The sequence below is a fragment of the Pseudonocardia lacus genome (assembly GCF_018531445.1).
GTDB classification, from domain to species: domain Bacteria; phylum Actinomycetota; class Actinomycetes; order Mycobacteriales; family Pseudonocardiaceae; genus Pseudonocardia; species Pseudonocardia lacus.
The window spans coordinates 1-12295 of the sequence record NZ_JAHDTH010000010.1; the positions used below are offsets into that span (position 1 = coordinate 1).

At 73.8% G+C, this 12295-nt stretch carries 10 protein-coding genes; 6 read left to right on the top strand and 4 right to left on the bottom strand.

The window, feature by feature from the left end:
* The 4 genes from KIK08_RS03740 to KIK08_RS03755 form a co-directional block, all read left to right on the top strand.
* Positions 1–1007 (top strand): beta-propeller fold lactonase family protein (locus KIK08_RS03740; RefSeq protein ID WP_214401553.1); only part of this gene is annotated, 1007 nt, incomplete at its 5' end.
* 68 nt (positions 1008–1075) lie between these two features.
* Positions 1076–1840: a hemerythrin domain-containing protein gene (locus KIK08_RS03745; protein WP_214401554.1), complete on the top strand. Its 765-nt coding sequence runs from the start codon at positions 1076–1078 to the stop codon at positions 1838–1840.
* A 109-nt stretch (positions 1841–1949) separates the two neighbouring features.
* The gene (locus KIK08_RS03750; protein WP_250556249.1) at positions 1950–3089 is read left to right on the top strand and encodes a zinc-dependent alcohol dehydrogenase; all 1140 of its coding nucleotides are present in this window, start codon (positions 1950–1952) and stop codon (positions 3087–3089) included.
* Between the two features lie 14 nt (positions 3090–3103).
* Positions 3104–3685 carry a hypothetical protein gene (locus tag KIK08_RS03755; RefSeq protein WP_308257367.1) on the top strand — a complete coding sequence of 194 codons (582 nt, stop codon included), beginning with the start codon at positions 3104–3106 and terminating at the stop codon, positions 3683–3685.
* 7 nt (positions 3686–3692) lie between these two features.
* On the opposite strand, the gene KIK08_RS03760 is transcribed toward KIK08_RS03755, so the two are convergent.
* Both KIK08_RS03760 and KIK08_RS03765 read right to left on the bottom strand, forming a co-directional pair.
* The gene (locus KIK08_RS03760; RefSeq protein ID WP_214401556.1) at positions 3693–4508 is read right to left on the bottom strand and encodes an alpha/beta fold hydrolase; all 816 of its coding nucleotides are present in this window, start codon (positions 4506–4508) and stop codon (positions 3693–3695) included.
* Positions 4509–4531: 23 nt separating this feature from the next.
* Positions 4532–6034, bottom strand: coding sequence for a flavin-containing monooxygenase (locus tag KIK08_RS03765; RefSeq protein ID WP_214401557.1), 1503 nt, complete (start codon positions 6032–6034; stop codon positions 4532–4534).
* 141 nt (positions 6035–6175) lie between these two features.
* Here KIK08_RS03765 and KIK08_RS03770 point away from each other — a divergent pair, with 141 nt between their 5' ends.
* Positions 6176–7900 (top strand): sigma-54-dependent Fis family transcriptional regulator, encoded by a 1725-nt coding sequence (locus tag KIK08_RS03770; RefSeq protein WP_214401558.1) that lies wholly within the window; start codon positions 6176–6178, stop codon positions 7898–7900.
* Here the strand turns inward: KIK08_RS03770 and KIK08_RS03775 are convergent.
* The gene (locus KIK08_RS03775; RefSeq protein WP_214401559.1) at positions 7890–11339 is read right to left on the bottom strand and encodes an indolepyruvate ferredoxin oxidoreductase family protein; all 3450 of its coding nucleotides are present in this window, start codon (positions 11337–11339) and stop codon (positions 7890–7892) included. The two genes, KIK08_RS03770 and KIK08_RS03775, sit on opposite strands and share 11 nt — an antisense overlap.
* A 140-nt stretch (positions 11340–11479) precedes the next feature.
* On the opposite strand from KIK08_RS03775, the gene KIK08_RS03780 reads away from it, so the two are divergent.
* Positions 11480–11920: an Lrp/AsnC family transcriptional regulator gene (locus tag KIK08_RS03780; RefSeq protein ID WP_308257368.1), complete on the top strand. Its 441-nt coding sequence runs from the start codon at positions 11480–11482 to the stop codon at positions 11918–11920.
* Positions 11921–11966: 46 nt separating this feature from the next.
* Here the strand turns inward: KIK08_RS03780 and KIK08_RS03785 are convergent, their stop codons facing one another.
* On the bottom strand, positions 11967–12287 hold the full coding sequence (locus tag KIK08_RS03785; RefSeq protein WP_214401561.1) for a hypothetical protein: 321 nt from the start codon (positions 12285–12287) through the stop codon (positions 11967–11969).
* Between the last annotated feature and the right edge of the window lie 8 nt (positions 12288–12295).

The following is a 12295-nucleotide window of genomic DNA, read 5'->3' on the forward strand; positions in this document are numbered from 1 at the left end:
CGGTCGCGGCGGAGCCGGCGCAGCCGCAGGTCCCGGTCGCGCCCGGACCCCCGGCCCCCACCGCGGCCGCGCCCGCCCCGGTGGGCAACAGCAGCGCCACCCCGACCGTCGGCGTGACGGTGCCGGTCGGCCCGACGCCCGGCTACATGGAGATCGCCCCGAACGGGCGCTACGGCTACATCGCCAACCGCGCCGCCGGCATCCTCACCGTCTTCGACACCACCCTCAACGGCGTCACCGGCACGATCCCGGTCCCCGAGGGGGGCCCGCAGTTCGTGGCGTTCTCCCCGGACGGCACCCGCGCCTACGTGAGCATCTTCAACAACGAGCGCACCGTGAACGAGGTGGGCGTGCTCGACACGGCCACCAGCACGTTCGTGGCGCGCGTGCCGACCGGCGTGCGGCCGTTCGCGCTCGACGTCACCCCCGACGGGCGCACCGTCTACGTGCCCAACCACGACTCCGGCTCGATCACGGTGATCGACACGGCGTCGAACACCGTCGCGGCGACGATCGACGTGCAGCCCAACCCGCACTGGGTGGACGTCTCCGACGACGGCACGCGCCTGTACGCGGCCAACCACGAGTCGAACGTGGTGACCATCCTGGACACCGCGACCAACGCGCCGATCACGACGGTGGCGGTGGGCCTGAGCCCGCACAGCATCCTGGCCCACCCGGAGGAGCCGCTGCTCTACAACGTCAACTACGACAGCAGCTCGATGTCGGTGACCGACCTGAACACCAACACCGTGGTGGCCACGGTACCGACGGCGCCGCACCCGCAGGACGTGTCGATGGCCCCCGACGGGCGCCACGGCTACCTCGCCACGGTCGACGACAACGCGATCCAGGTCTTCGACACCAAGACGTTCGCGATCACCGCGCGCGTGCCGACGGGGCGCAGCCCCACGAGCATCGCGGTGGCGCCGAACGGCCGCCAGGCCTACGTCACCAACCTCGACGACGGCACGGTGACGGTGCTCAACATCGCCGGCACCGCCTGAGCGCCCCGGGCGGAGGGCCCGGGGCGGAGCCGCGCGGTTCAACGGCGGGAGTTGGGTACCTCGCACGGATGGACCCACGTGCCGGACACGCCGCCCCCGCGACCGTCGCTGCCCCGCGCTCGATCGCCGACCAGAGCGTCGAGCAGCTCGGCGGTCGGATGAGCATCCTGACCCGGCAGCGCGCCGACCACGAGCGGCTGGACCGGCTGATGGCCCGCGCTCGGGAGACCCTGGACTCCCCGGACGAGCGCGAGCACGCCAGGGCGCTGCGCGCGCTGGCCCGCCTGGTGTTCACCCACGCCTTCGCCGAGGAGGCGGTGCTCTTCCCGGCCGCGCGCCGCGTGCTCCCCGAGGGCGACCCGCTGACCCTGCGCATCGAGTCCGACCACCAGGAGGTCGACGACGTCGTCAGCGACCTGGACGGGTCCGCCCGGTCCGAGCCGGGGCACGTCGAGCTGATGGAGCGCGCGTTCGCGGTGCTCGACCACGACGTGCGCACCGAGGAGGACGAGTTGCTGGCCCGGCTGCAGCAGCTGATGTCGCCGCGGCGGCTGCGGCTGCTGGGCTGGACGTGGGAGCTGGTGCGGCGGATCTCCCCGACCCGCCCGCACCCCGTCGTGTCCCGCCGTCCGCCGGGTCAGACGCTGTCCGCCCTGCCGCTGACGGTCCTCGACCGCGGCCGCGACAACCTGCAGCGGCTCGACGAGCTCACCGGGCACCGCTTCGGCTCCCGGCTGGCCCCGCTGGACCGGGCGCTGGCCGCGGCGGCCGGGGCGGTCGAGCGGTGGCCGGTGATGCGGCGCGGCGAGCGCGCGCAGACCAGCCGCCCCTGACGGTTTGCGCGGCGGCCCCGCGGGCATGCCGAGGTCCACCGCGCAGCACCCGGGCGGGGGTCGTCCGGGACGGGAGCGCGGTGGGACGGGGAGGCGAGCGGTGCGAGCGATGGTCTACCGCGGGCCGTACAAGGTGCGGGTCGAGGAGAAGGACGTACCACCGATCGAGCACCCCAACGACGCGATCGTGAAGGTGTCGTTGGCCGCGATCTGCGGCTCCGACCTGCACCTCTACCACGGGCTCATGCCCGACACCCGGGTCGGCATGACGTTCGGCCACGAGTTCGTCGGGACGGTGCACGAGGTGGGGTCGTCGGTGCGGAACCTGCGCCCCGGCGACCGGGTCATGGTGCCGTTCAACATCTACTGCGGGTCCTGCTTCTTCTGCGCCCGCGGGCTGTACTCCAACTGCCACAACGTGAACCCGAACGCCACCGCCGTCGGCGGCATCTACGGCTACTCGCACACCACCGGCGGCTACGACGGCGGGCAGGCCGAGTACGTGCGGGTGCCCTTCGCCGACGTCGGCCCGGCGAAGATCCCCGACTGGATGGCGGAGGACGACGCCGTCCTGCTGACCGACGCCCTGGCCACCGGCTACTTCGGGGCCCAGCTCGGCGACATCGTCGAGGGCGACGTGGTGGTCGTGTTCGGCGCCGGTCCGGTCGGGCTGTACGCGGCGAAGTCCGCCTGGCTGATGGGCGCCGGCCGGGTGATCGTCATCGACCACCTGGAGTACCGGCTGGCGAAGGCGCGCGAGTTCGCCCACGCCGAGACCTACAACTTCGTGGAGTACGACGACATCGTCGTGCACCTCAAGAAGATCACCGGTCACCTCGGCGCGGACGTCGCGATCGACGCCGTCGGCGCCGAGGCCGACGGCAACCTGCTCCAGCACGTCACCTCGGCCAAGCTGAAGCTGCAGGGCGGCTCACCGATCGCGCTCAACTGGGCCATCGACGGGGTGCGCAAGGGCGGCACGATCTCGGTGATGGGCGCCTACGGCCCGATCTTCAGCGCGGTCAAGTTCGGCGACGCGATGAACAAGGGCCTGACCCTGCGGATGAACCAGACCCCGGTCAAGCGGCAGTGGCCGCGGCTGTTCGAGCACATCCGCAACGGCTACCTCGCGCCCAGCGACATCGTGACCCACCGGGTGCCGCTGGAGCACATCGCCGAGGCCTACCACATGTTCTCGGCCAAGCTGGACGGCTGCATCAAGCCGCTGATCGTCCCGGCCGCCGGGTGAGGAGGACGAGCACCGTGACCGACCTGCCGACCTACACCGCGCGCAAGCCGGCCAACCCGGAGACCAGCGAGCAGTTGCGCGCCCGCATCCCGGGCTGGGGCGCCGACCTGGACCCGAAGGACCGCCCGGCGGTGCCGCGCGAGCACGCCGAGGAGACCGGGGCGCACTGGGAGTTCCCGGAGCGCCAGCCGGAGAAGTGGCCGCGGGAGCGGTCCATCGAGCACGCCTTCGTCACCCCGGTGTTCGGCACCTCCTGCCCGCCGAAGGGGCTGTCCGGCGCGATCCGGAAGTTCTCCTACCGCCGCTACAGCGAGGGCCGCGCGGCGCACTGGCTGCTGCTGGTGGCGGCCGACCGGGTCGACGCGTGGGAGAGCCACCTGCGCTCGTTCGTCACCGCCCGCCCGGACAACCCGGTCACCGAGACCGGGCTGCTCGCCGAGTTCACCCGGCACGGGATCGCGTCCCGGCGCGGTCGGCGCCGCGCCGACGTGGTGCACCAGGGTCTCGACCCGCTGATCGTCGCCGGCCCGTGGGTGGCCGCGGCCGGCGCGGCGGTCGTCGCCGTCCGCGCACTGGTGCGGCGCGGACGGCGGTGACCCCCGGTCAGCCGGCCTTGGCGAGGTCGCCGAGGAACCCGGTGACGATCCGCGTGAGGTCCTCCGGGCGCTCGATGTGCATCCCGTGGCTCGACCCGGGCCCGGTGACGAGCTCGTAGCGGGCGCCCGGGATCGCGTCGGCGACCTTCTTCGCCTGCCACTGCGGGGTCAGCAGGTCCTGCTCGCCGACCACGACCAGCGTCGGTGCGGTGATCCCGCCGAGGCGGTCGATCGAGTCGTGCAGCAGGTCGGCGTCCCACTGCTCGACGGTCACCTGCATCTGCGCCTCGTTCTGCGGGAACGCGGGCAGCATCGGCACCAGCATCTCGGCGAAGTCCGGGTGGTCGAGCAGCTGCGGGGAGAAGGCGATGCCGGCCGTGGCCATCGCCGACTCCATGTCGCGGTGCACGTAGGGCAGGCGCAGTGCGGTGAGCACCGAGCGCTGGAACCCGTCGCAGCGGCCCCACGTCGCGTAGAGCAGGGCGGAGGCCACCTGGTCGGGGTGGGCCAGCGCGAGCTCCTGCACGATCGCCGAGCCCAGCGACCAGCCCAGCACGTGCGCCTTGGGGATCTCCAGCGCCTCCAGCAGCGCGGAGGCGTCCTCGGCGAGCGAGGCGACCGAGATCGGGCCCTCGCCGCGGTCGCTGCCACCCAGGCCGCGGTTGTCGAAGGCGATGACCCGGTGGGTCCGGGCCAGGCGGGGGGCCAGCTCACCCCAGAGCGGGATGGCGCCGGAGGTCCCCATGATCAGCAGCAGTGGGTCGCCCTCGCCGCTGATCTCGTAGTTGAGCGTCGTCCCGGTGCGGACGGGGATGCGGGGCATGTGTCTCTCCTGGGGCCGGGGGATCAGCGGTACTGCAGGCCGTCGTCGAGGTCGGCCTCGGGCAGCGAGGTGCGCTCGTGGTCGTGCTCGTGCATGTGGGTCCACGGGTCCCGGTCGCCCTGGCGGAACATGCGCCCCTGCGAGCGCAGGACGTAGCCCGCGTTGAAGTTCTCCGGGTCCGACCACGGCAGCAGCGGCATGTCCGCGTCCTGCGGGCGCAGCGTCGGGACGACGGTCGTCGCGCCGCGCTCGGCCATGTGCCGGAAGATCCGCTCGACGACGTCGTTGACCAGGTCGACGCGCAGGGTCCAGCTGTGCCGGAAGTAGCCGAAGGCGTAGGCCATGTTCGGCACGCCGCTGATCATCAGCCCGCGCCAGGTGACCCGCTGGGTGAAGTCCACGGCCTCGCCGTCGACGGTGAACGGGATGTCGCCGAACGGGGCGAGGTTGAAGCCGGTGGCGGTGACGACGACGTCGGCCTCGATCACCTCGCCCGAGGAGACCTGCACGCCCTTCTCGGTGAACTCGCTGATGGTGTCGGTGACGACCGAGGCCTTGCCCTCGCGCATGGCCTCGAAGAAGTCGCCGTCCGGGACGAACGCGATGCGCTGCTGCCACGGCCGGTAGCGCGGGGTGAAGTGCTTCTCGACGTCGGTGCCCTCGGGCAGCAGCGGCCGGATGCCCTCGACCAGGAACTCGTGCAGCTCCTGCGGGTTGTCGCGGCCGGTGGTGGCCAGCCAGTCGAGCTGCTGGACGTACTGGCGGCGCAGGATCTCGTGGGTCCACTCCGCCGGCAGGTCCAGGGGCTCGAGCATGGTGGCCAGGTCGTGCACGGTCGGCGCGGCGAACCAGTACGAGGGCGAGCGCTGCAGCATCGTCACGTGCGCGGCCGTCTTCGCGATCGCCGGGATCAGGGTCGCCGCCGTCGATCCCGATCCGATGACCAGCACCCGCTTGCCCGTGGTGTCGAGGTCGGCCGGCCACTGCTGCGGGTGCACGACGGTGCCCTCGTAGCGCTCCAGGCCCGGCCACTCGGGCCGGTACGGGTCCTCGTGGTTGTAGTAGCCCGTGCACATCCACAGGAAGTCGCTGGTGAGGGTCAGCCGCTCACCGGTGTCGGTGCGGGTGACCTCCACGGTCCACCGGCGCTCCGCCGACGACCACGAGGCCGAGGTGACCTTGTGGTGGTAGTGGATGCGCCCGGCGAGGTCGTCCTCCTCGATGACCTCGTCGAGGTACTCCAGGATCGCGCTGCCGGCGGCGATCGAAGGCCCGCGCCACGGCTTGTGCCGGTAGCCGTAGGTGAACAGGTCGCTGTCGGAGCGGGCCCCCGGGAACTGGTGGGTCCACCAGGTCCCGCCCCGGGCGTCCTGCGACTCCAGGATCGTGAAGCTGCGCTCGGGGAACTGCGTGCGCAGCCGGTGCGCGGCGCCGAGGCCGGACACGCCGGCTCCGACGATCAGGACGTCGACGTGACGGTCCTCGACGAGCGAGCTGTCCTGCGGGGCCGTGGCGGCACTGGTCATGGGCGGTGTCCTCTGGGGCGGCGGTGACGGGGGACGTTGCGACGGTATGTCCGGTCCCCGCTCCCGGGTGTCCCATCTTCGGACACCCCGCCCCCTTGACGGCCACGCATGATGGGGGAGTCGCACGGGGAGGTGTGATGCATGGGTGACGCCCTCGCTCGTCGGAGGCTCCTCACGTCCGCGCGGGCCGAGCTGCTGGACCGCCCCGACATCGCCCTGCCCGGAATCCCGCGCCATGTGGCCGCCTCCTGGCGGCGCAGCCTGGCCCGCGGGGTCGACCCCGGCGTCGTCGCGAACCGGTTCCACCCCGACCTGGACGTGGAGTCGCGGCTGGTCCGCTGCGCCCGCCCGGTGATCGAGCAGCTGGCCGAGCAGGTGGCCGGCATCCCGGTGTGCGTCGCGCTCACCGACGACAGCGCCCGCCTGCTGGTCCGGCTGGACACCACGACGACCATCGGGCGGATCGCCGACACCAACAACTTCGCCGAGGGCTTCGGCTACGACGAGGGCGCGGTCGGCACCAACGGGGTGGGCACCGTGCTGGAGAGCGGCGGGCCGGTGCACGTCGTCGGGGCCGAGCACTTCGTCGAGCAGTTGCAGGAGTACGCGTGCGCGGGCGCCCCGGTGCGCGACCCGTTCACCGGCCGGATCGAGGGGGTGCTGGACGTCAGCTGCCGGGCCGAGGACTCGTCGCCGCTGCTGCTCTCGCTGGTCAGATCGGCGGCCGGGCGGATCCAGGAGGCGCTGTTGCACGACCGCGACGCGGACCAGCAGGCCCTGTTCGACCACTACACCCGGGTGGAGGCCAGGACGCGCCGGGCCGTGCTGGCGGTCGGTCGCCGCACGGTGCTGACCAACACCGCCCTGCAGACCCTGCTCGACCCGGGCGACCTCGTCGCCGTGCAGGACCACGCCCGGTTCCTCATGCGCCGGGGACCCGCGGTCGACGACCGGCTGCACCTGCCCTCCGGCGCGCGGGTCCGGATGCGCGGCTCCACCGTCACCGTGGGCAGCACCGTCGCCGGGCTGGTGGCGGTGGTCACGGTGCTGCGGGAGGCCGCCGCCGTGGCCGTCCCGCAGACCCGGCCGCTGCCCGAGCCCACCGGGACGAGCCCGGCGTGGCGGGCGGCCTGGACCGGGGCGGCCCAGGCGCTCGCGGCCGGCACTCCGCTGCTGGTCGTCGGCGAGCGCGGCGCCGGGCGGCGTCGGCTGCTCGTCGACGTGGACCGCGCGTTGCACGGCGAGGGGCACGTCGTCGAGCTCGGACCGGCCGACCCCGTCGACGGCCTGCCGGAAGGGCTGCCCCGATCCGGTCCGCCGCCGCTGGTCGTGCTGCGCGACCTCGACCTGTGGGACGCCGCCGCGGCGGCCGGGGCGGTCGCCGCGCTGCGTGGCACCGGCGCCCGGCTCGCCGCCACGATCTCCGACCCCGGGGGCACCGGGCCGCTCACCGACTTCGGGCACTCGGTGACCGTGCCGCCCCTGCGCAACCGCTCCGGCGACCTCGCCGCGCTGGTGGCCGACCTGCTCGACGAGCTGGCGCCGGGCCGCGACGCGCGGATGTCGGCGGGCGCGCTGCGCACGCTGGCCCGCTACGCGTGGCCGGGCAACGTCCGCGAGCTGCGGGACGCGCTCGACGTGGCGCTGCGCCGGCGACCGGTCGGCGTGGTCGAGGCCGCCGACCTGCCCGAGTTCTGCCAGAGCGCGCCGCGCGCCATCCTGCGCCAGGTCGACCTGGCCGAGCGCGACGCGATCGTGCACGCGCTGCGCGAGTCCGGCAACAACCGGGTGGCGGCCGCCGCGGCGCTGGGGCTGGCCCGCTCCACCCTCTACCGCAAGATCGCGCAGTACGGCATCACGGGCTGAGCAGCGCGGTCAGCTCGGCGGCCCGCTCGCGGAAGCGCGCGACGTTGGCCAGCTTGACGTCCTCGTACCCGCGGACCAGGTCCGGGAGCCCGGCGATCTCCTCGACCACGTCCGCGGTGGCGGCGTCGAGCCGGGCCACCGCGGCGCGGACCAGCCGCTGGTACTCGCCGACGAGCTCGCGCTCGGTCCGCCGCACGTGGGCGTGGCCGAAGAGGTCGAAGGCCGTTCCCCGCAGCCTGCGGGCGGCCCGCAGCGCCCGGAACGCGGGGGTGGCGCCGGCCCGCAGCCGGATCTTGCGGTTCATCCCGATGGCCCGCAGCACCGGCGGGTGCAGCAGCACCGAGACCCGGGCGTCGGGGCCGTGCGCCTCGGCGCGGCGCGCGGTCTCCACGGGGTCGAGGTGCAGCCGGGCCACCTCGTACTCGTCCTTGTAGGCCATCAGCTTGTGCAGGCCGCGGGCGTAGGCGAGGCCGATCCGCTCGCCCGTCGCCGCGCCGGCGGCCGCCACGGCCAGGTCGCGGACCCGGCGGACCTCCTCGGCGTAGCGGGCGGCGTAGGCGGCGTCCTGGTAGCCGGTCAGGTCGGCGATCCGCACCGCCAGCACCTCGCCCAGGCCGATCTCCTGGGCGCGGGCCCGCGCGGCCGCGTCGACGGCCACGGCCTCCCGCGCGGGCGGCTCGACCGCCGCCCGCACGGCCTCCGGGTCCTGCACGGCCGCGCGACCCCAGCGGAACGCGTCCAGGGTGTTCTGCACCGCGGCCCCGTTGAGCCGGATCGCCTCCTCCAGCGCCGTGGCGCTCACCGGCAGCACCCCGGCCTGGTACGCCGCGCCGAGCAGCACGACGTTGGTGGGCATGTGGTCGCCGAAGAGCCGCTCGGACAGCCGCTGCGCGTCCAGGTGCACCTGCTCGGCGGTGGCCGCGGCGATCCGCTCCAGCGCCTCGTCGGGCGAGCCCGGCAGCACCACCCGCCCGGTGATCATCGGCGCGGTCGGCACGATCGCCGAGTTGACCACCGCCACGGTCCGGTCCGGCACGCAGACGCCGAGGTTGGTGTCGTCGGCCGCGCCGAGCAGGTCGAAGCCCACCAGCACGTCGGCCGTGCCGCGCGAGGCGCGCAGCGACCCGACGACCGGGGTCTTGGAGATCCGCACGTCGGAGACGACCGGGCCGCCCTTCTGGGCCAGCCCGATCTGCTCCAGACCGGCGGCGAAGCGCCCGTCGAGGTGGGCGGCCATCTGCAGGATCTTCGACGCCGTCACCACGCCGGTGCCGCCGATCCCGGGCATCCGGACCAGCACGTCGCGCTCGCCGAACCGCGGCTGCGGCTCGACCAGGGCTACCGGCAGCTCCGGCCGGTCGGGCGCGCTCCGCGTCCCGGGCTCCACCAGCAGGAACGACGGGCAGTCGCCCTCCAGGCAGCTGAAGTCGGAGTTGCAGGACGACTGGTGGATGCGGGTCTTGCGGCCGAACTCGGTGTGCACCGGCTGCACCGACAGGCACGTCGACTTGTCGCCGCAGTCCCCGCAGCCCTCGCACACCCGCTCGTTGATCACCACCCGCTCGGTGACGGCGGGCAGCTTGCCGCGCTTGCGCAGCCGGCGCTCCTCGGTGGCGCAGCGGTCGTCGTGCAGGAGCACGGTGACGCCGTCGACGGCGGCGAGTTCGCGCTCCACGGCGGGGAGGTCGTCGCGGTGGCGGACCGACGCGATCGGGTCCAGGGCGATGCCGCGGTACCGCCCCGGATCGTCGGTGGTGACCACGATCCGGCGCACCCCCTCGACGGCGAGCAGCCGGGTCACCGACGGGACGTCGAGGCGACCCTCTGCGCGCTGCCCGCCGGTCATCGCGACGGCGTCGTTGTAGAGCAGCTTGTAGGTCATCCGCACGCCCGCGGCCACGGCCGCGCGGACCGCCAGCGAGCCGGAGTGGTGGAACGTGCCGTCGCCGAGGTTCTGCACCAGCGTCGGGTCGTCGGTGAACGGCGCCAGGCCGATCCACTGCGCGCCCTCGCCGCCCATCTGGGTCAGCCCGATCTGGGTGCCCCGGCCCTCGCCCTCCAGCGCGATCAGGGCGTGGCAGCCGATGCCCACGCCCACCAGCGAGCCGTCCTCGGTGCGGGTGGAGCGGTTGTGCGGGCAGCCGGAGCAGAAGAAGGGCGTGCGCTTGGCCATCGGCAGGCTGATCCGCGAGGCCCGGGCGGGACGCAGGCGGTCCAGGTGCTCGCGCGCCGGGCGCGGCAGCCGCTCCGCGCCGAGCACCACCGAGATCCGCCGGCCGAGGGCGACCGCGACGTCCTCGGCGGCGACCTGGCTGCGCCCGGTGAGCAGCGGCCGGCCGGTCTCGTCCGTGCGCCCGACGACGTTCGGCGCATCGGCCCGCCGGTACAGGGCCTGCTTGAGCGCGCCCTCCACGAACGGGACCTTGTCCTCGACGACGAAGACCTCCTCGAGGCCCTCGGTGAGCGCGGCGAGGTGGCCGGGGTCGAGCGGGTGCGGCATCCCGAGCCGCACGAGCCGCAGGCCCAGCGCCTCCATCGCCGCCTCGTCGAGCCCCATGTCCTCCAGGGCGCGCTCGACGACGGCGTGCGCGGTGCCGGACGCGACGATCCCGAGCCGGGCGCGCCGCGCGGAGAAGGTGATCCGGTTGAGGCCGTGCTCGGTGGCGTAGTGGCGGGCGATGTCCAGGCGCCGGGTGAGCATGTCGTGCTCGGCGTCGAGGCCGACGGGCCCGACGATCGGGGGGAGCAGCGGGCGCGGTGCCGCCGGCGGGTGCGGGATGCCGTGGCGCAGCGCGCCCACGTCGATGGTGGCCGCCGAGTCGGCGACGTCCGCGACGATCTTCAACCCGGTCCACAGCCCGCTCGCCCGCGACAGCGCGACGGCGTGCAGGCCGTACTCGACGATCTCCGCGACCGTGCCGGGCGCGAACAGCGGCAGCGCGAGGCTCTGCGCCATCGGCTCGCAGGAGCTGGGGACGGTGGAGGACTTGCAGGACGGGTCGTCGCCGATCCAGGCGACGGCTCCGCCGGTCGTGGCGGTCCCGGCGAGCTGGCCGTGCCGGATGGCGTCGGCGGCCCGGTCGAGACCGGGGGCCTTGCCGTACCAGAAGCCCGTGACGCCGTCGTGGCGGCGACCGGGCAGCGCGGCCAGCATCTGCGTGCCCGCCACGGCGGTGGCCGCCAGCTCCTCGTTGACGCCCGGCCGGAACACGACGCCGGTCTCGTCGAGGTGCCGGCGCGCCCGGCCCATCTCCAGGTCGACCCCGCCCAGCGGCGAGCCCTGGTAGCCGGAGACGAACGCGCGGGTGTCCAGCCCGCGCTCGGTGTCGAGCCTGCGCTGTTCGAGGACCATCCGCACGAGTGCTTCGATGCCCGAGACGAGCGCCCGCCCGGACGTCGCGCCGTACTTGTCGTCGAGGGTCACCGCGCTCGCACGCACCTGGCCGCCTCCTCGTCGTGGTGGGAACGCTGCGAGCAGACCCCAGTCGGAGGGGCGTCCGCAAGATAGGAAAGGCGGTCCGCGCCCAGTACGCAGGAATGCTTCTGCTCCGACCGGTGAACCGTCACTATCCTGCGCGGGTGACCCCGCTCGACGACGTCGACCGCAGGCTGCTGGCCCTGCTGGAGGTCGACGGCAGGCGCACGTTCGCCGACCTCGCCACGGAGGTCGCGCTGTCGCAGCCCGCGGTGAAGCGCCGGGTCGACCGGTTGGTCGCCACCGGCGTGATCCGCGGCTTCACCGCGATCGTCGACCCGGCCCGCGGCGACCGCCCGCTGGAGGCGTTCTGCGAGCTGCGCTTCCAAGGCACGTCCTCGCCGGAGGACATCGAGGCGCTGCACGGGCGCGTCGCGGAGGTCGACGCGGTCTACATCCTGGCCGGCGACTTCGACGCGCTGTGCCAACTGCGGGTGCGGGACATGGCGCACCTGCGCGAGGTGGTCGCCCGGCTGCGGGCGATACCCGGCGTGGTGGGCACCAAGACGCTGGTGGTGATGAGCAGCGTGCGTGGACCGCACTGATCGCCCTGACCTGCTTCGTGACCTTCCGGGCCCGGGGCGGGGCGGGTCAGGTCTTGCGCACGGCGTGCTTGCCGGCGAGGCGGTCGATCTGGTGCCAGAGCTCGTCGCGCACCTCGGCGGCCGCCTTGTCGATGTCCTGCTCCGCCGAGGTCGCCACCAGCTTCGGGTGCCCGGCGATCGAGCACTCGAGCACGGTGCGCTGCGACTTCGTGCCCCGCTCCTTGATCGCCAGGTCCAGCTCCACCTGCTCGGGCTGCCAGTGGGCGAGGCGGTTCTCCAACCGGCCGAACAGGATGCCACCGAGCTTGTCGTGCTCGTGCGCGTGGAACTGCGGCTGGACGCGCAGGCGGTCGACGTAGCTCGTCATGTGGTTCT

Coding starts and splice junctions, on each gene's coding strand:
- KIK08_RS03765 (WP_214401557.1), bottom strand. CDS start 6,034: ATGACCAGTGCCGCCACGGCCCCGCAGGACAGCTCGCTCGTCGAGGAC.
- KIK08_RS03760 (WP_214401556.1), bottom strand. CDS start 4,508: ATGCCCCGCATCCCCGTCCGCACCGGGACGACGCTCAACTACGAGATC.
- KIK08_RS03785 (WP_214401561.1), bottom strand. CDS start 12,287: ATGACGAGCTACGTCGACCGCCTGCGCGTCCAGCCGCAGTTCCACGCG.
- KIK08_RS03750 (WP_250556249.1), top strand. CDS start 1,950: ATGGTCTACCGCGGGCCGTACAAGGTGCGGGTCGAGGAGAAGGACGTA.
- KIK08_RS03745 (WP_214401554.1), top strand. CDS start 1,076: ATGGACCCACGTGCCGGACACGCCGCCCCCGCGACCGTCGCTGCCCCG.
- KIK08_RS03770 (WP_214401558.1), top strand. CDS start 6,176: ATGGGTGACGCCCTCGCTCGTCGGAGGCTCCTCACGTCCGCGCGGGCC.